Below are 21,059 nucleotides of genomic sequence, written 5' to 3' on the forward strand. Positions count from 1 at the left end.
AGTGCGGTAGCTCCCGGCCGGCCGGGCCACGCCCCACCCAAGCCACGCCCCACCCAAGCCACCACCGTCGCTCCGCCCCGGGCAGGTACCCGGGTTGGTGAGGCGTGTTGCGTGCTGTGGCAGGCCCGTTGCGGTGACGTTCGGTCGAGGGCAGGCTCGGGAACGGGCACCCCGCAGCCCCGCAGCCGTCCCGCCATGTCGCCACCCACCGCCGTCACCCTCCGCGCCTGTGGCCGGGGCGGGGCGGTTCCGGGGGCGGCGTCACCCTTGGCGGTCGGCCATGGCGTCGCCGATGAGGGCGGCGAGTTCGAGGTAGCCGTCGCGGGTGCGGGGACGGAGGGTGGTGGGGTCGGCCGGGCTGGGGGGTGGGAGGGCGACGGCGCCGCGGCAGCGGGTGCGGAAGTGGGTGAGGAGGTCGCGTTCGGCGATGGGGCGGTCGGCGGGTGGGGCGGGGGTGAAGACGGTGGCCGCGCCGCGGGCCAGGCCGTGGTGGCCGAGGGCGGTGAGGTGGTCGAGGAGGGTGTTGGCGTTGTGGGCGCCGGTGGCGGAGGCGGGTTCGCAGAGGACGAGTTGGTGGGCGAGTTCGACGGCGGGTAGCCGGAGGTCGACGGGGGAGGCGGTGGTGTCGGCGAGGATCACCGGGTAGTGGCCGCTGAGTTCGGTGAGGGTGGCGGGAAGGGTGGCGGGGTCCGGTTGGACGGCGTGCACGACGAGTCGGCCGGCTGTGCGGTGTTCGCCCTGGGCGGGGCCGCCGGGGACGAGGACGACGACCGGGTCGGCGCGGTGTTCGGCGAGCAGGGCGCCGAGGACGGTGGTGATGCCTTCGGTGGGGCTGCCGACGACGGCGATGCGGTGGCAGGCGCGCAGGGGTACGCGGATGCGGTCGAGGAGGTGTCGGCGCCGGGTCTCCGCGCTGCCGGGAAGGGTGAGGCGGCGGGTGCGCGGGCCGGCGGGTGCACGGCGCAGGGCCGGGGTGTCCGGTGCCGCGACTGCCGCAACCGCCGCGATCGCGGCGGGTGGTGCGGCTGCGGCTGCGGCTGCGGCTGGGGTGGCGGGGCCGGTCGGCGGCTGGGGGGCCGTGGCTGGGTCGGTGTCCGGGCCGCGGGTGAACAACTGCCGTTCGGGGGCGGGGATCAGGACGGTTCCGAGCAGGTCCAGCGGCTGCCGGGGGAGGAGGGCGACGGGTTCGGGCCAGGCGGCCGGCGAGTAGTCGGGGGCGGCGGGGACGTCGGTGCCGACACCGGGGGTGCCGTCGGTGAAAGCCATCGTCCGACCTTCCGGTCCGTGTTGCGCCCGACCGGTGCCTCCGGTCGGCCCGTACAGCCGGGACTACGGTCGAAGGTTCCGTTCCGGTTCACCTGAACCACTCCCGGCGGGGGGACCGTTGAGCGGGCAGGGCGCGCCTCGCTCCCCTTGTCGTGCCGGGAGGTTGTGCCGTGCGTCCGCCCGTCCGGTCGTACGCACTAATTCCCCTGCTCGACCGGCTACCGCTCGGTACCGTCGTTCGGTGGCACCCGGCGTCCGCCGAGTGTCATCGAGGTGGAAGGAGCGTGAGTCCCGTGATCGGGACGGGGGAGGGCCGCGGGATGGATGTGGACGGGCCGGAGGCGCGGGAGTTCGTCGCCGCGCTGGTGCGGGCGGGTGCGCCGAGTGGGGCGGGGCCGACCGGGCTGCGGGTGCCGGAGGCGTCGGCGGAGGTGGTGATCGCCGTCGCCCGCCGGTTGGCGTTGCGGGCGGTGCCGCAGGGGCGGTGGCGGCCCGGATCGGCGCCGTCGGGGTTGTTGAGAGTGGCCTCGGCGCTGGTGGTGGACGAGCATCCGTCGGCGTCGGGGTGGTCGGCGGCGGAGCGGGAGCGGTTGGCGAGATGGGTCGCGATGCTGATGGAGCACCGGGGCGAGGACGGGGTGGAGGACCTGGTGCGGGAGCTCAACGGGCGCTGACCGCCGCCTGATCGAGGGCGTTCGGCGGGGCCTGCGACGGGGGCCTGCCGCGCGTGGCCGGGGCCGGCTAACACGGCATCCGGCGGCGGCCCGGGTGCCGTGAGTCGGGGCGTTGGCGGATCGTTGGTGAGGACTTGGCGGGCTCCGGCAGTGTGCTGTCGTAGCCGCTGCCGGGGACGTCCGGCCGGCTGCCCAGCGGTGCCCTGTCTGTGCCGTGCCCCCTGCCCGATCTGAGAGGTAGCGCGTGTCGAAGCCGTCCGTCGCCCAGTCCACGCCCGTCGCCCAGCCCTCCGGGGGTCCGTCGGACGCGGCGGGGGCTGCCACTGCCCCGGCCCGCCCGGTCCGTCCGACCCTCGACCCCGAGACGCTCGCCGAGATCCACCGGCTGCACGGCGGCTACTTGCTGCGTGCGCTGCTGCGGGCCACGGGCGGGGACCGCGGCAAGGCCGAGGACATCCTGCAGGAGACCCTGCTGCGCGCCTGGCAGCACCCGGAGGCGCTGAGCGCCGGGCCCGAGCAGAGCCGGCCCTGGCTGTTCACGGTGGCCCGGCGGATCGCGATCGACCACTACCGGATGGCCGCCGCCCGCGCCAAGGAGGTCATCGGTGAGCCGTTGGAGGACCGCCCGCTCGCCGAGGACCCGTACGAACAGGTCGTGGTCGCCCGGGACATCGCGCTGGCGCTGCGCCGGGTGCAGAAGCACCACCGGGAGGTGCTGGTCGAGCTCCACCTGAAGGACCGGTCGGTGCTGGAGGCCTCGGCCCGGCTGGGGGTGCCGCCGGGGACGGTCAAGTCCCGCAACTTCTACGCCATTCGGGCGCTGCGCCCGGTCCTGGCGGCGGAGCACGGGTACGCCCCGCCCGTCCGCACGGCGGCAGCGGCCGCGGAGGGCGGCGCCGCCGCGGCCGGTCCGGTGACCGTGCCGGCTCAGCGGCCCGCTTCGGCCGCCCGCTGACCGTCCGCTGACGGTCGGCCCGCTTCGGCCGCCCGCTGCCCGTTCGCCCGCCTCAGCGGCCCGGTGGCCAGCCGGTGGAGCGGAGGTTGAGCGACTCCTCCAGGCTGGTGGTGAACTCGCTCAGGTAGCCGGCCTGCCGCTCGTGGGCGCGGAAGCGGTCGAGCGCGATGCGCAGCCGGCCGCCCACCTCCGGTTCCCGGCCGCGGGCCAGCAGGTGGGCGGCGTAGGACTGTTCGGTGACCGCGTGCAGGTAGAGCAGGCCCGCCTCCTCGCACGCGGCGAGCAACCGGTGCCAGGCGAGGTCGGCGGTCTCGTCGCGGACGGTCGGCGGGAGGGCCTGTGCCTCGGTCAGCAGTGACCAGAGGTGGACCTGGGTGACGGGAGCGGGCGGCAGTAGCTCGCGGGCCTCGCGGGAGCAGCGCTGCGCGCCTTCCCGGTCGCCGCCGGCCAGGCGGACCCAGCCCTGGTGGACTTTGGCGTCGACCAGCCGTCGGCGGTTGCCCGACGCCAGGGCGAGGGCGGTGGCGGAGGCGGCCAGCCGTTCGGCTTCGGCGGTGGTGCCGAGCATCGCGGTGACCAAGGCGAGGGTGGCGAGCGCCCGGACGCGCGCGGACGCGGCCCGCGGCCCGTCGACGGATTCGGTGGCGGCCACCGCCTTTCGTGCCGCCTCCGCCGATTCGTGCCGGCGTTCGAGCGCGACCAGGGCCTGCGCCCGGCAGTTGTGCAGCAGTGCGACCGCGACCGGGTCCCCGCACCGTTCGGCCGCCTCCTGGCCTGCCCGGGCGGTGGCGAGCCAGTCGGTGAAGCGGCTGGCGCCGTAGTAGAGCGAGCCGCTGGTCAGGGCGAGCCGCCAGGCGCGTTCGGGGTCGGTGTCAGCGGTGGCGCCGACGAGTGCGTGGACGGCGGGTTCCTCGGCGCGGAACCAGTCGAGCGCGGTGCGGATGTCACCGGCGGGCGGAAGGGCCTGCGGCGGGTGGGCGGGGGAGTCGGAGTCCTCCTGGCCGGGGTCGAGGTAACAGCCGCAGTGCTGGAGGGCGGCGAGGTAGTAGTCCGCCAGGCGTTCCCGGAGCAGGCGTCGTCGTCGTTCGGGCAGTTCGGCGAGCAGTCCGGCGCTGAACAGCCGGACCAGGTCGGTGCGGCCGTAGCGGCCGGGGGCGGTGCCGGGGAGTAGGTGGTGGGCGGCCAGTTCGCCGAGCGCCCGGTGGGCGGTGGCGGTGTCGGTGCCGAGCAGTGCGGCGCTCGTCGGGGTGTCGACCTCGCCGCCGGGGTGGACGGCCAGGGCGGTGAGCAGGTCGGCGGCGGGTTCGGAGAGTCGACGGTACGTCAGATGCAGCTGCGCGCGGATGCCGAGGGTGCCGTCGGCGTCCAGGACGGCCAACCGGGTCTGTTCGTCGGCGAGTTCGGTGGCCAGCTCGGCGACCGTCCAGTCGGGCTGGGCGGCGAGGCGGGCGGCGGCGATCCGCAGGGCGAGCGGCAGTCGGTCGCAGAGGCGGACGAGGCGGGCGGCGGCCTCCGGTTCGGCGCGCACCCGTTCGGGCGTCAGGGCGCGTTCCAGGAGGAGCAGGGCGTCGTCCTCGGGCAGGGCGGCCAGCCGCAGCAGGGCGGCCCCGTCGAGGGCGACCAGGTCCTCCAGCGAGCCCCGGCTGGTGACGACCGCAACGCAGCCGGGCCCTTCGGGCAGCAGGTCGGCGACCTGGTCGGGGTCGGCGGCGTCGTCCAGGACCACCAACAGCCGTCGGCCCCTGGTGCGTTCGCGGAAGAGCGCGGCGCGTCCGGCGCGGTCGGCGGGGACGGTGTCGGCCGGGACGCCGAGGGCGTGCAGGAAGTCGGCGAGGACGGCGTCGGGCTGCGCCGGGCCGGTCGGGGCGAGGCCGCGCAGGTCGGCGTGCAGCCGGCCGTCGGGGAAGCGGGCGGCGGCCCGGTGCGCCCAGGCGGTGACCAGCGCGCTCTTGCCGACCCCGGCGGGGCCGACCACCAGGACCGGGCCGTCGGCGGCGCGGTCCGGGGCGCAGGTGTGGTCGAGCCGGTCGAGTTCGGCCTGCCGTCCGACGAAGTCCACCATCCGGCGGGGGATCCGGTGGGGGACGCGGGCGGCGGGCCCGGGGGCCGGGGGCGCGGCGGGCACCCGCTCCGGGCGGTCGTCGGCCAGCACCTCGGCGAGGGCGGCCTGCAGGGCCGGGCCGGGGCGGAGCCCCAGCTCGCGGTCCAGGCGCTGCCGGGCCTGGTGGTAGGCGGTCAGCGCGTCCGCGGGCCGTCCGGCCTGGCGCAGGCAGCGCATCAGCAGCGCCACCAGTTCCTCGCGCAGCCCGTCGGTCCGGACGTTCTCCTCCAGCACGGCCACCGCCGCCGCGCCGGTGCCCTGGCGCAGCCGCAGCGAGGCCCAGCAGAGCAGGGCGGCGGTGCGGGACTGTTTCAGGTGGTCCACGGCGGCAGTGCGCAGCGGGGTGTCGGGCAGGTCGGCCAGGGCGTCGCCGCGCCACAGCCGCAGGGCCTCCTCCAGCAGGGCGATCGCCTCGGCGCCGCCACCGCAGCCGGCCGTGCCGGCCGTGTGGGCCGTGTCGGCCGTGTCGGCGTGCTCGGCGGCCCGGGTGGTCAGCGTCTCGAACCGCAGCGCGTCCACCTCGTCGGCCGGCCCGGTCAGCAGGTAGCCCGACGCCCGGGTGTGCAGCTCGAACGGCGTGCCGGCGAGCACCTTGCGCAGCGCGGCGACATGCCCCTGCACCGCCGCCCGCGCGCTGGCCGGCGGCTGCTCCCCCCACAGCGCCTCGCAGAACCGGTCGACGGTGACCACGCGTCCGAGCCCCAGCGCCAACAGCGCCAGGATCGCGCGCCGCTGCGCCCCCGCCAACGTGGCGAAGCCGTCCGCCCCGACCCGCAACTCCACCGGGCCGAGCAGCCGAATCCGCACCACGTACCCCCACCATCGCCGCACGTCACACCCGGGGTGGTCCCCGGGGTGGAGCAGTGTAATGCGCGAAACGGTCCGCGCCGCGCCGCTCCTGCCCCGGGGGACGCGGTCGGGGCGGGTGCGGGTTGCGTCGACCGCCGAGGGGCCTTGCCTCCCGCGCCCGGGCCCGGGCCCGCACCGGGCCGGAATCCCCGAGGGGGCCCGGTCCTTCGTGTCGGACCCGCCGGATACCGTGCCGCCATGACGGAGAGACACGACGCCGACCGCCACGTCCGGTTCGAGCGCGGGTCGCGGCGGCCCGACCGGTCCGCGAGAGCGTGAACGGGCAGGTCGGGCCTATCCTCGGACGGAAGTCCGCGGGTGGGGGAGAAGAGGGACGCGTGCACATCGATCTGCTCGGGCCGGTGGTCCTGCGGCGGGAGGACGGGACGGCGGTGACGCCCTCGGCCCCCAAACGGCGGGCGCTGCTGAGCGCGCTCGCCGTGCGGCTGAACCAGACGGTGGCCACCGAGGAGCTGATCGAGCTGGTCTGGGACGGCGCGGCGCCGCCCACCGCGCGGGCCGCCCTCCAGGGGCACGTCGCGGCGCTGCGCCAACTGCTGGACGGGCCGGGGCTGGTGCTGGGCACCCGGGGCTCCGGCTACCTGCTGGCCGGTGAGCCCGACCGGGTCGACGCGCTGCGCTTCGCGCGCCTCTGCGAGGAGGCGGGCGTCCCGCTGCCCGGGCCCGTCGCCCCGGGGGAGACGGGCCTGGGGGAGGCGGCCCCGAGGGATGCGGCCCCGGAGAGCCCCGCGCTGCCGCTGCTGCGCGCCGCGCTGGACCTGTGGCACGGCCCGGCGCTCACCGACTGCGGCTCAGCCCTGCTGCGCGAGCGGGCGCTCCCGCACCTCACCGACCTGCGACTGCGCGCCCTGGAACGGCTGGCCGAGGAACTCCTCCGCGCGGGCCGCGGCGGCGAGTCGACCGCCGAACTGGCCGAGGCGGCCGACGCCAACCCGTCCCGGCAGACGCTGACCGCCCGGCTGGTCCGCTGCCTGGAGCAGGACGGGCGGCGGGCGGAGGCGCGGGAGCGGTACGAGCGCGCGATCGCCCGGCTCCCCGGCCCGCCCGGACCGGAACTGCGCCGCGCCGGTGAGCAGTTCGGCGAGCAGCCCGCCCCACCCGACCGCCGCTTCGTCGGCCGCGGTGCCGAACTCGCCCGCCTGGAGGAGGTCCTGCCCGCGGCCCGGGCGGGCCATCCGATCCTGGTCACCGGCCCGGCGGGGGTCGGCAAGACCGCCCTGGTCCAGCACTGGGCGGCGCGGCACGGCACCCGCCACTTCCCGGACGGCCTCCTCCGCGCCGACCTGCGCGGCTTCGACCCGGACGGGCCACGCGAACCCGCCGACGTCCTGGCCGAGTTCCTCACCGCCCTCGGCGTCGCCCCGGACGCCCACCCCGCCTCGACCGCCGAACGCTCCCGCCGCTACCGCGAACTCGTCGCCGGCCGGCGGATGGCGATCCTGCTGGACGACGCCGCCTCCCACGAGCAGCTCGGGCCCCTGCTGCCCGACCCGCCGGCGGCGGACACCGAGGGCGGGGAAGAACCAGGGCCGGCCCCCGTCACCGTCGTCACCAGCCGCAGCCGCCTGCGCCACCTGCTGGTCCACGAGGGCGGCGTCCCGCTCCCGCTGGGCGCGCTCGGCCACGAGGACGCCGCCGCGCTGCTCGCCCGCACCCTCGGACCGGACCGGACCGGCGGCGACCCGGACACCGTCGCCGAACTCGCCGAACTCGCCGAGCGCTGCGACCGTCTGCCGCTCGCGCTGCGCCTGGCCGCCGCCCGGCTGACCGCCCGACCCGACTGGACCCCGGGCGACCTCGCCCGCGAACTCGCCGCCGAGGAGGCCGGCTTGGCCGCCCTGTCCGGCACCGGTACCAGCACCGCCCGCGGCCCGATCGGCCTCACCACCGCCCTGGACCGGACGTACCGGACGCTGCCGCCCGCCGCCGCCCGGCTGTTCACCCTGCTCGGCCTGCACCCCGGCGCGGTGATCGACACCGACACCGCAGCCGCCCTCGCCGACCTCCCGCCCGCCGCCACCCGCTCCCTGCTGACCGGGCTGGACGCCGTCCACCTGCTGGAGGAGGAAACCCCCGGCCGCTACGCCCGGCGCGAGCTGGTGCGCCGCTACGCCGCCCGGCAGGCCGCCGAACTCACCTGCGACGAACGGTTCGTCGCCCTCGACCGGCTGATCGCCCACTACCTGGACGTCACCGCAGGCTGGACGGCCGAGTGCACGGCTGCGGCCGGCGGCAGCGAGCGGGCGGCGGCCTGGTTCGGCCGCGAGGAGAGCGCCCTGCGCGCCGTCGTGGTGTGCGCCGAGCAGTACGGACGGACCGCCGGGTCCTGGCAACTCGCCCACCGGATCGCCCTGTTGTACGAGGCCACCGGCCACGACCGGACCCACTGGCGGGCCGTCGTCGAAGCCGGGCTGAGCGCCGCGCACGCGGACGGCGACGCGGCGGCCGTCGCCCGGCTCGGCACCGACCTCGCGGTCCTGCACATCGCCCGCGCGGCCCACCGCACCGCCGCCGAGCAGCTGGACCTCGCCGTCGCCGCGGCCGACCGGGCCGGTGACGCGGCGCTGCGCCACCACTGCCGCAGCCGGGTGGCCGCCGCGCTGCTGCGGGCCGGCCGCTACGAGCGGGCCCTGCCCATGCTCACCGACCTGGTGGCCGCCGCCCGGACCCCGGTCACCGGACACCTGCTGGTGCCCTCGCTCACCGGACTCGCCGACGCCCTGGTCCTGGCCGGCGACCCCGGCCCGGCCCTCGCCCACGCCGACGAGGCCGTCCGGGAAGCCACCGCCGGCCCCGGCGGCGCCGAGGCCGTCCTCGCCACCCACAGCCGCGCCCGCGCCCTGCACGCCCTCGGCCGCCGCGACGCCGCGCTGTCCTCGGCCCGGCTCGCCGTCGCCCTCGGCCGTGCCGTCGGCGATCCCGCGCTCGAGGCGCGCTCGCACGGACTGCTCGCGGACCTGCTGTGCGAGCTGGGCCGCGGCATGGAGGGGGCCGAGGCCCGGCGCCACGCCGAGACACTGGCGACGGGCGGCCGCTGACCTACGGGCGGTCGCCGACCGGTGGGCAGCCGCCGACCGATGGGCGGAACCGTCCCGCCGGCCCCCGGAAAACCCATGGGAAGCCCGAGGGGAGACCGGAGGGAAAACCCGATGTGAACCTCGACCCGCCGTCGAGCCGTTCACCAGAGAGCGGAACCGCAGGCGGAACTACCGGCAGTTCCGACGTGGGGAACGGCCTTCGCCGCCGGACCGTCCGACACCCGGGCGGTACCCCTGAGCTGGGAAGAGACGTCGACGATTGATCGGGTACGGGCAATTCCGCCGCCGGGGCATACTTCTGCCTGGTGCCGATCGCCCGGCGTGATTCCAGGCAGAAGTGCGGAAGTGGCAGGACCGAGTGAGTGGGGGCGGGGCATGGCGGCTGGGGTCGGCGGAACGGGCACGGACGTGGGGGAGTTCAGCCGTCTGCTGGCCGAACACCGGGTGGCGGCCGGCCTGACCCAGGAGGAACTGGCCGCGGCCGCCGGGGTCAGCCTGCGCGCCCTCGGGGACATGGAGCGGGGCCGCACCCGCGGGCCGCAGCGGCGCACCGTCCGGGCCCTGGCCGTCGCGCTGGGCCTGGTCGGCGAGCAGACGGAGGCGCTGGACCGTGCCGCGCAGTCCGGGCGCCCGCGCGGCGTCCGGCCGGGTCCGGCGCGGGTCGGGGCCCAGGCGGCGCCGCCCGAAAACCCGGCGACCACGGACCCGGGGAACGGGGACCCGGGGAGCAGGGAGCAAGCGCCCCGGACAGCGCCCGTCATCGCGGGCCAGAGCGCCCTCGCCCTACCCCGCGACATCGCCGACTTCACCGCCCGCGAGGGCGCCCTCGCGGCGCTCGCCGGCCTGGCCTCGGACGACCGGCCCGCCCATCCCCGGGTGGTGCTGGTCAGCGGTCAGCCCGGCCTCGGCAAGACCGCCTTCGCCCTGCACGCCGCCCACACCCTTGCCCCGCGCTTCCCGGACGGCCAACTCTCCCTCGACCTCGGCGGCATGTCCGCGCACCCGCTGCCCGCCCGTGACGCCCTCGGCCAGGTGCTGCGCGCCCTGGGCGTCGCGGACGCCGCGGTGCCCGCCGGGACGGAGGAACGGGCCGGCCTCTACCGGGCCCTGGTGCGCGAGCGGCGGCTGGTCCTGGTGCTGGACGACGCCGCCGACGAGAGCCAGGTGCGCCCGCTGCTGCCCGGTTCCGGACCGGCCGTGACCATCGTGACCAGCCGCAACGCGCTGCCCGGACTGGAGTCGGTGCACCGGCTGAGCCTGGACGTGCTCGCTCCGGCCGAGGCGGCCGGCCTGCTGGCCCGGATCGCCGGCCGGGAGCGGATCGAGGCCGCGCCCGACGCCACCGCCGAACTGGCCGGGCTCTGCGGCTACCTGCCCCTCGCGCTGCGGATCGCCGGGCAGCGGCTGGTCGCCCGCCCGCAGCAGCCGGTCGCCCACCTGGTGCGCCAGCTGGCCGCCGAGGAGTACCGCCTGGACCTGCTGGAGACCGGCGACCTGGCGGTCCGCCCGGCCTTCGAGCTGTCCTACCGCCGCCTGCCCGCCGAGTCCCAACTGGTGCTCCGGCGATGCGCGTTGACGGCCGGACCGGACTTCACGGCGGTGGTCGCCGCCGCCTACGCGGGCCGGTCGGCGGCCCGGACCGAACTGGTGCTGGAGCAACTGGTCGACGCCGGACTGGTGCAGCCGGCCACCCCGGAGCGCTACCGCCTGCACGACCTGGTGCGGCTCTACGCGGGCGAACGGCTGGCCGTCGACGAGGCCCCCGAGGACCTGGCCGAGGCCCGCACCCGGGCCGGGCGCTGGCTCCTCGACCGGGCCGCCGCCTACGGGCTGCGGTTCGACCCCGAGCACGCCAGGGACGGCGCCGAGGTCACCGGTTCCGCGTCCGCGCACCTCACCGAGGCCGCACGCTGGCTGGAGTACGAGCACCTGGAGTGGCTGGCCGCCCTGCACCAGGCGCAGCGGACCGGCCGCCACCGGGAGGTGATCGACACCGCCGAGGCCATGCACTGGTTCTCCGACCGGCTGCTGAGCTGGGGGATCTGGGCGGAGGTGTTCCAGCTCTCGGTGGACGCCGCCCGCGCGCTCGGCGACCGGCAGGCCGAGGCGGTGCACGTCAACTACCTGGCCTGGACGTACGTCACCTGTCTGCACCGCTACCAGCGTGGCATCGAACTGGCCGCCGAAGGACTGGAGTTGGCCCAGGCGCTGGGCGACCGGGAGCAGCAGGGCTGGGCTCTCACCTACCTCGCCTCCGGCCTGCGCTACCTGCGGCGGCACCGCGAGGCGATCGACGCCTTCCAACGGGCGGCGGACGCCTTCGCCGAGGTCGACAACCGCTCGGCGATGATCGGCCGGCTGGTCACCCTGCGCGGCGCCGCCAACTGCCTGCGCGAGTCCGGCCGGGCCGAGGAGGCCGTGGACACCCGGCGGCGGGCCCTGGCCGGCGCGCTGGAGCTGGTGGAGCGCTGGTCCGCGCCGCTGATGAACCTGCTCGCGGCCATGACCGCGCACGAACTGGGCCTGGACCGTGCGGCGTTGAAGCGCTGGCCGGCCGCCGAGAAGGCCTACCGGCAGGCCCTGGCGCACTACGAGGCGGTCGGCCGGCCGGACAGCATGACCAAGACGCTGACCGAACTCGGCACCGCGCTGATCGAGCAGGGCCGCGCCGAGGAGGCCCGGGAACTGCTCACCGAGGCGCTCAGCGACCTCAGCGCGAACGGCCCCCGGCCGGGGGGCGGTTTCCAGGGGCCGCCCGGGCACTGACACGAGCGCCCGTCCCCTCTCCGCGGCGAGAGGGGACGGGCGCCGCAGGGTCAGATCCGGGTGTCCTCCACCACGGGCAGCCCGTCGGTGAGGTCCGAGCCCCGGACATCCGCGCTCGGCGCGAAGGACTTCTTCGACGCGACCGCGGGCTTCTTGCCGCAGAAGGCCGGCTCCAGGGTGTTCATCAGCCCCTGCGTCACCGCGCCGTTGTTGGAGGCGTTGGCGAAGACCACCACGCTGCGCCGCCCGTCCTGGGTCACGAAGGACTGGGTCTGGAACCCCTGCACGATGCCGCCGTGGCCGTACACGTCCCCGCAGGACAGCGAGATGCGGCGCAGCCCCAGGCCGTAGGAGATCTTCGCGGTGGGCGTCGGCAGGGCGGCGGTCATCTGCCGCAGCGAGTCGTCCGAGACCAGCCCGCCCTCGCCGCCGGCCAGCAGCGCGGTGAGGAAGCGGTCGAGGTCCTCGGCGTCGGAGATGACGGCACCGGCGCTCCACACCCAGGAGCCGTTCTGCGCGGTGGAGTCCAGCAGCGGCTTGCTGCGGTCGTCGTTGGTGAGGTAGCCGGTGACGTGGGCACCCCGGATCTGCTGGTCGGGCACCACGAAGGAGGTCTTGCGCAGGGCGAGCGGCTGGATGATCCGCTCGTTCAGCACCTCCGCGAACGGCTGGCCGGTGAGGTGCTCGACCGCGAGGCCCATCAGCACGAAGTCGGTGTTGGAGTACGAGTAGCGGGTGCCGGGGGTGTACTGCACACCGTGCTTGACCGACATCGCCACCAGGTCGCGCGGGTCGTACACATTGGTGCGGATGCGCGCCTCGAACGCGCTGGTGGTCTCCTCGCCCGCCTGCTCCAGCAGGTCGTTGGTGTGGTCGTAGACGCCCGCCCGGTGCTCCATCACCTGGCGGCCCGTCATGGTCCACCCCTCCGGCAGGGTGCCCTCCGGCAGGTAGTCGCGCAGCGGCTTGTCGAGGTCGATCCGGCCCTCCTGCGCCAGCTGCATCACGAGAACGGCGGTGAACATCTTGCTGTTGCTGCCGACCCGGAACCTCCACGAGGAGTTCATCGGGGTCCCGTCCAGGTCGGCCCGGCCGACCGACACCGATCGGGCGTTCTCCTTGTCGCCGTGGTCGCGGATCACCGCGAAGGCGCCCGGGGCGCCGGCGCCGGTGGTGGCCTGCAGGGCGGCGAGCACGCCGGGGATGTCGGAGGCGGGCGCGTCGGCGGCGCCCCGGTCGGCGGCCGCGGCGTGCACGGCGCCGGTCGCCATCAGGACGGCAGCGGCGGCGGCCACCGCGAGGGGACGCAGGAGGCTGGTCTTCGCCATGTTCCTCGGCTCTCTCATCAGCTGACGCGGCGTCCGGCCGCGCCGATCGAAGATCACTATCACCGGCCGGGGCGGTCGAAGGCAATGTGAACCGGTTCGCCCGCATCGTCCGTTGTGGGAATCGGCGTGTCGGCCGCCCCGTTCGTTTCCCGGTCCGGAGCCAAGGTTTTACCTGCTGTCGTCTACCCGCGTTGACGGCCGCGCCGCATGCTGTTCGGGCGCTCACCGCGCGTTCCGGCATGCTCCCCCGCACCGGCTCCCTCCCGCCGGATCCCTTCAGCAGCCTCCCGCCACCAGCTTCGCCCGTCCAGCTTCGCCCACCAGGTTCCCCGTCACCAGGTTCCCCGTCACCCGACCATGGAGCTTCCCCATGCCCCTGGCCTCCCTGGCGCGCCGCGCCGGCGCCCTGCTGCTCGCCACCGCCGGTCTGATACCGCTGTCCGGCACCGCCCAGGCCGCCACCACGGCCTCCGCTACGTACACCGCGATCGTCTTCCCCGACCAGGACCACACCGTCGTCTACAACCTGATCAACGCGGCGACCCGGTCCGTCGACGTCACCATGTACGAGCTGCGCGACACCACCGCCGTCAACGCCCTGATCGCCCGTCAGCGGGCCGGCGTCAAGGTCCGGGTGATCCTGGACGGCGCGCACACCTCGGTCAACGGCTCCGCCTACTCGGCCCTCAAGGCCGCCGGGGTCGGGGTGACGTACTCCTCCACGGCGTTCGTCTACACCCACCAGAAGACCGTCACGGTGGACGGCGCCACGTCGCTGATCATGACTGGCAACCTGGACTCCGCCTACTACGCGAACGACCGCGACTACGGCGTCATCGACACCGACGCCAACGACGTCGCCGCGATCGAGCGGGTCTTCGCCGCCGACTACGCCAAGACCGCCGTCACCCCGACCGACGGCGACAACCTGGTCTGGTCGCCCACCGACTCGCAGTCCCGGCTGCTGGCCCTGATCAACGGCGCGCGGACCAGCCTCGACCTGGAGCAGCTGGAGTTCGGCGACGCGGCCCTGGTGGACGCCGTCGCCGCGGCGGCCTCGCGCGGCGTCACCGTGCGCGTGGTCGGGATGAACCCGGGCTCGTACGCCGACTCCTTCGACCAGGTGACCGCGGCGGGCGGCCAGGTCGTCACCTACTCGTCGACCACCGGCCTGTACGTCCACGCCAAGGCGATCGTCGCCGACTACGGCACGGTGTCGGCCAAGGTGTTCGCGGGCTCGGAGAACTTCTCCGACAATTCGCTGAACCACAACCGCGAGCTGGGCCTGATCACCACCGACTCCGGGGTGCTCGACGCCATCGAGTCGACCGTCGCCGGCGACTTCGCCAACGGCACGCCGTACTGACGCCGCACCAACGCCGCACCAACACGTACTGACGCCGTCCTGACGCAGCGCTGAGGCGTACTGGTCGTCACCCGGCGTACGGGAAACGTTCCTTCCCCCCATGCCGAGCGGCTCACCGGGGCCGCTCCTCACCCGAGGATTTGTCATGACTTCGTCCACGAAGCCCCAGAACCCCCGCTCCCGCCGCACCGCGACCGCGATCGGCTCCGCCGTCGCCCTGGTCGCCGCCTCTGCCGGCCTGTGGGCGGCCACCGCCACCACCGCGCAGGCGGCCGCCCTGCCCACGCCCGACCACATCATCGTCGTGGTGATGGAGAACCACGCCTACACCCAGGTCATCGGCAGCAGCAGCGCCCCGTACCTCAACAACACCCTCAAGGCGGGCGGCGCCAACCTCACCCAGTCCTTCGGCATCACCCACCCCAGCGAGCCGAACTACTACGCGCTGTTCTCCGGCTCCACCCAGGGCCGCGTCGACGACAGCTGCGTGACCGTCGGCGGCTTCCAGAGCGCCAACCTGGCCTCCGAGGTCATCGCCGCCGGCAAGACCTGGGCCAGCTACAACGAGACCCTGCCCAGCCAGGGCAGCACCGTGTGCAGCAGCGGCAACTACGCCCAGAAGCACAACCCGTGGTTCGGCTTCGGCAACGTCCCGCTCAGCAGCGCCAAGACCTTCGCGCAGTTCCCCACCGACTACACCACCCTGCCGAACGTCTCCTTCGTCGTGCCGAACCTCTGCAGCGACATGCACGACTGCTCGGTCAGCACCGGCGACACCTGGATCAAGAACAACCTCGGCGCCTACGCCACCTGGGCGCAGACCCACAACAGCCTCCTCGTCGTCACCTTCGACGAGGACAACAAGCTGTCCGGCAACCGGATCCCGACCCTGGTCTACGGCGCCCACGTCACCCCTGGCAGCAGCTCCGCCACCACCTACAACCACTACAACGTGCTGCGCACCCTGGAGGACCTGGCCGGCGCCGGCGGCCACGCGGGCAACGCGGCCACCGCGAGCGACATCACCGGCATCTGGAACTGAGCTCCGGCGATCGGGGTTTGACCTTCTCCTGAGCCGGAGGCCGAGCCTGAGCCGGCGGCCGCGTGGTCATCGGCTCAGGCTCGGCTCCGGCTCGGGCTCGGCTCCGGCTCCGGGCCCGGTGGCGGGCGCGGTTCCGGTGCCGGCTGCGGGCCGCGCGCCGTGCCTGCGCACCCCGGGTACCGCCGCCGTGCCCGCGCAGACCAGTGTCACCAGCGCCGCGGCCGTCAGCAGCGGCACCCGGCTTCCCCAGGCGTCGGCGGCCAGCGGTGCCAGGACGTACCCGAGCGGGGCGGCGCCCAGCGAGAGCAGCCAGTCGTACGAGGTGACCCGGGCCAGGACCCCGGCCGGGAAGTCCTGCTGCACCACCGTCGCCCACACCGGGTTGAGGAAGCCCAGCCCGGTCATCGCCACCGCCTGCGCGGCCACCGCGAGGGGCGCCGGGGCCGGGACGGCGAGCGCGAGCAGCGGCAGCCCGTACAGCGCGAGCGCGAGGTTGCCCGCCAGCACCGGACGGCGGGGGCGGACCCGCCCGGCGATCAGCGAGCCGACCAGCAGGCCCACCGCCCCGGCTTGGGTGAACGCCACCCAGGCGCCGTCGCCGCCGAGGCGGGTGGCGGCGATGAGCGGGCCGAGGGTGAGCAGCACGGCGCTCGCGCCGTTCCACACCCCGTGGGCGATCAGACTGGTCCAGTACCAGTCCCGGGAGCGCACCTCGCCCCAGCCGTCGGCGAGGTCCCGGCGCAGCGAGCGCGGTTCGCCCGGGGCGTGGTCGGCGCGGTCCGCGGCGGGCGCGCGGTCACCGGCGGGTCGGGTGAACCGGGTGAGCAGGGTCAGCAGCGCGGCGCTGACCACGAAGGAGGCGCCGTCCAGGACGAACGCCCAGCCGGGCCCGGCGGTGTACACCAGCAGCCCGGCGAGGGCCGGACCGCCGAGGCGGGCGGCGCCGTTCGCGGTGCCCAGCAGGGCGTTGGCGCGCAGCCGCAGCTCGCCCGGGACGGTGGCCGCGACCAGCGGCGAGGCGGTCGGCATGGCGAAGGCGGACGCGATGCCGCCGACGGCGGAGGCGAGGGCGATGTGCGGCAGGCTCGGGTGCCCGCCGAGCAGCTCCAGGCCGACGAGCACCTGGGCGACGGCCCGGACGAGGTCGGTGGTGAGCGCGACCAGGCGCGGGTCGAAGCGGTCTCCGACCACCCCGCCGAAGGGCAGCAGGAGCAGCTTCGGCACCATCGCGCAGCCCAGCACCAGGGCGAGCGCGGCGGAGGAGCCGGTGGCCCGGGTGATGGCGATCGCGAGGGCGGCGGGGACGACGGCGTCGCCGAGGGTGGAGATGGTCCGGCCGAGGAAGAGCAGGCGGAAGTCCGGTAGGCGCAGGGGGTGTCGGGTCACGCGCCGCACTGTATTTCGGTGACGAAATTTTGACAACGAATATTTTGATGGCGTTGCTTTGAGGTTTGTAGACTCCTCCCATGGCCGAGCACCCCCACCAGGACCGCACCCCGCCCCGCGACTGGACGGACGGCCACGTCGAGCGCTGGCAACCGGTGCTGCCCGACCTCGACCCGGACATCGAGGCCGCTGTCACCCGCATGTCCAAACTCACCCGGCACTTCCGCCGGGTCCGCGAACAGGGCGTCGCCGACTACGGCCTGCAGAAGCACGAGTTCGACACCCTCCACGAGCTCGCCGGCCGCGGCGGCCACGCCGCCCCCTCCGACCTGCGCGCCGACCTCAACCTCGCCCCGGCCTCGATCACCGGCCGCCTGGAGACCCTCGAACGGCGGGGCTTCGTCGTGCGCACCCCCTCCACGGAGGACCGCCGCAAGGTCGACATCCTCCTCACGGAGGCCGGACGCGCCGCGTGGCAGGAGGCCCTCGACGTGGTCGGGCGGGAGGAACGCCGACTGCTCGGAGTGCTCTCCGAGGACGAGCGGCGCACGCTGTCGGACCTGCTGCGGAAGGTGATGCTGGTCCAGGAGGCCCCCGAGGACGGCCGCTCGGGCTGACCGCGGTCGGCGCCGGGGCGGGCGCCACCGAGGCCAGCAGGGTCGGCGGGGTCGGCGGGGTCTCACGCCCGGGGTCGACCGGCTGGTCCCGTCCCTGATATCGATAGGGGCGTGCGATTCGAACATGTGCCGATGCCGGACGGTGTGGGGGCGCGGCCCCGGGACGGGCGGGGGTACCCGGTGCCGGCGATCACGCCGTGGCACGGGGAGGAGCCGCAGTTCGCGCTGACGGACCACGGCCGCAGCGCCGACTGCGCGCTGGAGCGCCGCTGTTCGGTGTGCGGCGGATTCATGGAGCGCGGACCGGTGTGGCGGGTCGTGGGGCCCGCCGAGAGCGCCGCGATCGCCGAGGCGCTCGCGGCCGGCCGGCCGTACCGCAACCTCGCGCCGACCATGGAGGGCCCCGGGCACCGCGCGTGCATGCTCTACGCGTCGATGGTCTGCCCGTACCTGGCCCGCCCGAACGCCCGGCGACGGGTGACCGCCGAGGACGCGGCCGACGCACTGACGTCGGCCGCCGTCCACGGGGCGGCACGCGGTGGGCTGGGCGCGGTGGTCGGGTTCGGTGACTACGAGTACGCGGTCACCGAGACCCGGGTGCTGTTCCGCTTCCTCGACCTGGTCGAGTACCTGCCGCACGAGTCGGCCGACGAGCACCTGGCCGAGCTGCGCGCCGAGTTGGCGAAGCAGCCCGGCCGGGGACAGTAGTAAGCGCACCGTCGCGCTGCGGTTCACGGCCGTGCCGCGGTTCACGGCCGTGCGGCTGTTTACGGCCGGTAGGCGGGCAGGCCCTTGATGGTGGAGACCCGGACGGGCCCAGCCGAGCCGTCGGTGGGCAGGGTGCTGACGCCGTCCGGGGTGCGGGCCGCGATGGTCTTGCCGTCGGGGGACCAGACGGGCTCGGTGTAGTCGGTCGTGGCCGAGGGGGTGAGGTCCTTCTCGGGCTTCTGGTCGAACTGCGTGGAGCGGGTGAACAGGTGGTCGTGCCCGTTCACCGAGCGGACGAAGACCAGGTGCTCGCCGTCGGGGGAGAGGGCCGGCTGGGAGCCCTTGCCCATGTCCCGGGCCGCGGGCCGGATGTAGTCGTCGTAGATGTACACCTCGTTGGCCGGGGTGTTGGCGTAGGCGATCTCGCCGCGGTGGCCGCCGGCGTTGGCCCAGGTGTTGCCGGTCTGCGGCGGCTGCGGCAGGTTGTCGTCGCCGCCCTCGGAGCTGTGCGGGGTGAGCACCTCGGGGGTGGCGCCGGGGGTCTTGGTGGGGACCCGCTCCAGCTTCAGCACACCGCCCTTGTCGGACGCGAAGACGATCGTGTTGAAGCGCTCGAGCCCCGCGGCGCCGGAGGTGTCACCGGGCATCGCGGTGGCCCGCAGCCAGGTGGGGTGGGACCAGGTCTCCCCGCCCGGGTTCTTGGCGAGCGTGACCTTCCCGGTGCCGTCCGGGTTGGCGATCACCAGGTCGCCGCTGCCGTTGACGAACGCGGCCTTCTTGCCGTCGGGGGACCAGGCGAGGTCGCGGACGGTGGTGCCGAAGTCGACGGTGGCGCCGTTCATCGCGACGGTCTGGGTGCCCGTGCTGATGGTGAGGTGGTTGGCGGCGGAGGTGCCGTTGACCTCCTTGGCGCCCGGCGCCGGGCTGCCGGACTGGGACGGGGCACCGGGCGCGGCCGTCCCCGGCGCCGCCGAAGCGGGAGCGGCGCCGGTCGGTGCGGCGGTGGGACCGGAGTCGGGGCCGTCGGGACCGCAGGCGGAGAGCAGGACCGCGCCCACGGTGGTCATGAGGGCGATCGCGGCGGCGGTGCCGAATCTGTTGCGCACGGACATTCCAGGTCCCCCCTATGGTGCTGTTCGCTTTCTGGGGAGAAGCGTCCCAGCGCAAGGTCAATGACCGGTTCGCGATGTGTCACAGACCTGGAACAGCGCGGTCCGATGCGCCGATACGGCGTCAGCAGTGTTCCGGTGGCAGCCCGACAGGGCTTTCAGTGCACTCAGAGGCCGAGTTCGGTGAGGCCCGGGTGGTCGTCGGGCCGGCGGCCGAGCGGCCAGTGGAACAGCCGTTCCTCGGCGGTGATCGGCAGGTCGTTGATGGAGGCGTGGCGGCGGGCCATCAGGCCGTCCGGGGTGAACTCCCAGTTCTCGTTGCCGTAGGAGCGGTACCACCGGCCCGCCTCGTCGTGGCACTCGTAGGCGAAGCGGACTGCGATGCGGTTGCCGTCGTACGCCCAGAGCTCCTTGATCAGCCGGTAGTCGAGCTCGCGGCGCCACTTGCGGGTGAGGAACTCGGCGATCCGCTCGCGACCGGTGAGGAACTCGGTGCGGTTGCGCCAGCGGCTGTCGGGCGTGTAGGCGAGGGCGACGCGCTGCGGGTCGCGGGTGTTCCAGGCGTCCTCGGCGGCCCGGACCTTCTGCCGGGCGGTCTCCTCGGTGAACGGGGGCAGGGGCGGTCGCTGTCCGTCGAGCTGCTCGGCCATGGGTGAACTCCTCGGGAACGGGTATTCCACTGGCGAGAACGATCGTTCTCACTTCCGTGGCTACGATAGGAGAACTATCGTTCTCGCGCAAAGGGCACGGCAGATGGAGCACGAAGACCCGCGGACCCGCATCCTCGACGCGGCCGAGGAACTGTTCTACGGGCAGGGCATCCAAGCGGTCGGCATGGACGCCGTCCGGACCGCCTCCGGCGTGACGATGCGCCGCCTGTACCAGCACTTCCCGTCCAAGAACGACCTGGTCGAGGCCTACCTGCAGCGCCGCGACGGCCGCTGGCGGGCGAGCCTCGCCGTGCACGTCTCCCGTGCCGGCGGCACCCCCCGGGACCAGCTGCTCGCGGTCTTCGACTGGCTCGGCCAGTGGTTCGCCGAACCCGGCTTCCGCGGCTGCGCGTTCGTGAACTCCTTCGGCGAACTGGGTGCCACCACGCCCGTCGTCGCGGCCGCCGCCCGGCACCACAAGGAGGAGTTCAGCGGCTACCTCGCCGGCCTCGCCGAGGCCGCCGGCGCCCCGCCCGCCACCGCCGCCCACCTGGCCCTGCTCGCCGAGGGTGCCATCACCACCGCCGCCGTCCACGGCGACCCGACGGCCGCCGCCGACGCCAGGGAAGCCGCCCGGCTGCTGCTGGACGCCGCCCTGGCGGGCCGGCCCTGACCGCAGCCGGACGGCCGTTCGCCGACCGCCGTTCGCCGACCGCCGTTTCGCCCGACCGCCGGTGCCGACAGCCGGATCGGGGCCCGCGCTCACGGGCCGACCACATCCGGACTCCAGGGCACGTTTATCGGCCGTTGATCGTCATCGCCTACCGTCGGGCGCATGGACGAGAGAACGGCCGAGCGGCCGGGGGCAGTGCCCGAGGGGCGAATGACGGAGCAGGACACCGAGCGGTTCCGGCAGTTGCTGGCGCGGCTGGAGCACTCGTTGATGGCGGACCGGGAGGCGGCGGGGCGCGATGCCTGAGTTCGCCGGGTGGTGCCCGGTGGCGGTGGTTCCGCTGTGGCGGCGCGGTGAGGGCGAGCGCGGGAGCGAGGGCGTGGAGTACGGGAACGCCGACCGGCCCGGAGTGCCGCGGGGGCACTCCGGGCCGGTCGGCGCCGATCAGGCGGGGATGCCGGGGATGCCGGGGAAGGCGGTCGCCGGGGACGCCGACTGACGGTGGATCGG

At 75.0% G+C, this 21,059-nt stretch carries 17 protein-coding genes; 11 read left to right on the forward strand and 6 right to left on the reverse strand.

What is annotated here, in order from left to right:
- Window positions 1-261: 261 nt before the first annotated feature.
- The gene (locus tag ACZ51D_RS23335; RefSeq protein WP_465663441.1) at window positions 262-1,266 is read right to left on the reverse strand and encodes a hypothetical protein; all 1,005 of its coding nucleotides are present in this window, start codon (window positions 1,264-1,266) and stop codon (window positions 262-264) included.
- A gap of 284 nt (window positions 1,267-1,550) precedes the next feature.
- Between ACZ51D_RS23335 and ACZ51D_RS23340 the strand changes: the two genes are divergently transcribed.
- Window positions 1,551-1,940: a hypothetical protein gene (locus ACZ51D_RS23340; protein WP_465663442.1), complete on the forward strand. Its 390-nt coding sequence runs from the start codon at window positions 1,551-1,553 to the stop codon at window positions 1,938-1,940.
- A 244-nt stretch (window positions 1,941-2,184) separates the two neighbouring features.
- Window positions 2,185-2,895 carry a sigma-70 family RNA polymerase sigma factor gene (locus ACZ51D_RS23345; protein WP_465618031.1) on the forward strand — a complete coding sequence of 237 codons (711 nt, stop codon included), beginning with the start codon at window positions 2,185-2,187 and terminating at the stop codon, window positions 2,893-2,895.
- Between the two features lie 52 nt (window positions 2,896-2,947).
- On the opposite strand, the gene ACZ51D_RS23350 is transcribed toward ACZ51D_RS23345, so the two are convergent.
- Window positions 2,948-5,806 (reverse strand): AfsR/SARP family transcriptional regulator, encoded by a 2,859-nt coding sequence (locus ACZ51D_RS23350; RefSeq protein WP_465618033.1) that lies wholly within the window; start codon window positions 5,804-5,806, stop codon window positions 2,948-2,950.
- Between the two features lie 377 nt (window positions 5,807-6,183).
- Between ACZ51D_RS23350 and ACZ51D_RS23355 the strand changes: the two genes are divergently transcribed.
- Both ACZ51D_RS23355 and ACZ51D_RS23360 read left to right on the forward strand, forming a co-directional pair.
- The gene (locus ACZ51D_RS23355) at window positions 6,184-8,904 is read left to right on the forward strand and encodes an AfsR/SARP family transcriptional regulator (protein ID WP_465663443.1); all 2,721 of its coding nucleotides are present in this window, start codon (window positions 6,184-6,186) and stop codon (window positions 8,902-8,904) included.
- A 375-nt stretch (window positions 8,905-9,279) separates the two neighbouring features.
- Complete coding sequence (locus ACZ51D_RS23360) at window positions 9,280-11,670, forward strand: ATP-binding protein (RefSeq protein ID WP_465663444.1); 2,391 nt, start codon at window positions 9,280-9,282, stop codon at window positions 11,668-11,670.
- A gap of 50 nt (window positions 11,671-11,720) precedes the next feature.
- On the opposite strand, the gene ACZ51D_RS23365 is transcribed toward ACZ51D_RS23360, so the two are convergent.
- The gene (locus ACZ51D_RS23365) at window positions 11,721-12,998 is read right to left on the reverse strand and encodes a serine hydrolase domain-containing protein (RefSeq protein ID WP_465618038.1); all 1,278 of its coding nucleotides are present in this window, start codon (window positions 12,996-12,998) and stop codon (window positions 11,721-11,723) included.
- A gap of 370 nt (window positions 12,999-13,368) precedes the next feature.
- Between ACZ51D_RS23365 and ACZ51D_RS23370 the strand changes: the two genes are divergently transcribed.
- Complete coding sequence (locus tag ACZ51D_RS23370) at window positions 13,369-14,364, forward strand: phospholipase D-like domain-containing protein (RefSeq protein ID WP_465663445.1); 996 nt, start codon at window positions 13,369-13,371, stop codon at window positions 14,362-14,364.
- 145 nt (window positions 14,365-14,509) lie between these two features.
- On the forward strand, window positions 14,510-15,406 hold the full coding sequence (locus ACZ51D_RS23375) for an alkaline phosphatase family protein (protein WP_465618040.1): 897 nt from the start codon (window positions 14,510-14,512) through the stop codon (window positions 15,404-15,406).
- 66 nt (window positions 15,407-15,472) lie between these two features.
- Here ACZ51D_RS23375 and ACZ51D_RS23380 read toward each other — a convergent pair whose 3' ends face one another.
- Window positions 15,473-16,792: an MFS transporter gene (locus ACZ51D_RS23380; RefSeq protein WP_465663446.1), complete on the reverse strand. Its 1,320-nt coding sequence runs from the start codon at window positions 16,790-16,792 to the stop codon at window positions 15,473-15,475.
- Window positions 16,793-16,872: 80 nt separating this feature from the next.
- Between ACZ51D_RS23380 and ACZ51D_RS23385 the strand changes: the two genes are divergently transcribed.
- Window positions 16,873-17,409: a MarR family winged helix-turn-helix transcriptional regulator gene (locus ACZ51D_RS23385; protein ID WP_465618044.1), complete on the forward strand. Its 537-nt coding sequence runs from the start codon at window positions 16,873-16,875 to the stop codon at window positions 17,407-17,409.
- Between the two features lie 111 nt (window positions 17,410-17,520).
- Complete coding sequence (locus ACZ51D_RS23390; protein ID WP_465663447.1) at window positions 17,521-18,117, forward strand: hypothetical protein; 597 nt, start codon at window positions 17,521-17,523, stop codon at window positions 18,115-18,117.
- A 59-nt stretch (window positions 18,118-18,176) separates the two neighbouring features.
- On the opposite strand, the gene ACZ51D_RS23395 is transcribed toward ACZ51D_RS23390, so the two are convergent.
- Both ACZ51D_RS23395 and ACZ51D_RS23400 read right to left on the reverse strand, forming a co-directional pair.
- Window positions 18,177-19,229, reverse strand: coding sequence for a hypothetical protein (locus ACZ51D_RS23395; protein ID WP_465663448.1), 1,053 nt, complete (start codon window positions 19,227-19,229; stop codon window positions 18,177-18,179).
- 164 nt (window positions 19,230-19,393) lie between these two features.
- Window positions 19,394-19,876, reverse strand: coding sequence for a nuclear transport factor 2 family protein (locus ACZ51D_RS23400; RefSeq protein ID WP_360493975.1), 483 nt, complete (start codon window positions 19,874-19,876; stop codon window positions 19,394-19,396).
- A 103-nt stretch (window positions 19,877-19,979) separates the two neighbouring features.
- Between ACZ51D_RS23400 and ACZ51D_RS23405 the strand changes: the two genes are divergently transcribed.
- The 3 genes from ACZ51D_RS23405 to ACZ51D_RS23415 all read left to right on the forward strand — a co-directional run bounded on the left by ACZ51D_RS23405 (window position 19,980) and on the right by ACZ51D_RS23415 (window position 21,048).
- The gene (locus tag ACZ51D_RS23405; RefSeq protein ID WP_465618050.1) at window positions 19,980-20,549 is read left to right on the forward strand and encodes a TetR/AcrR family transcriptional regulator; all 570 of its coding nucleotides are present in this window, start codon (window positions 19,980-19,982) and stop codon (window positions 20,547-20,549) included.
- Between the two features lie 162 nt (window positions 20,550-20,711).
- Window positions 20,712-20,855 carry a hypothetical protein gene (locus tag ACZ51D_RS23410; RefSeq protein WP_360493981.1) on the forward strand — a complete coding sequence of 48 codons (144 nt, stop codon included), beginning with the start codon at window positions 20,712-20,714 and terminating at the stop codon, window positions 20,853-20,855.
- Window positions 20,848-21,048 carry a hypothetical protein gene (locus ACZ51D_RS23415; protein ID WP_465618053.1) on the forward strand — a complete coding sequence of 67 codons (201 nt, stop codon included), beginning with the start codon at window positions 20,848-20,850 and terminating at the stop codon, window positions 21,046-21,048. The genes ACZ51D_RS23410 and ACZ51D_RS23415 overlap by 8 nt, the downstream gene beginning before the upstream one ends.
- The last annotated feature ends 11 nt before the right edge of the window (window positions 21,049-21,059 follow it).

The organism is Kitasatospora sp. NPDC033851, assembly GCF_055576085.1.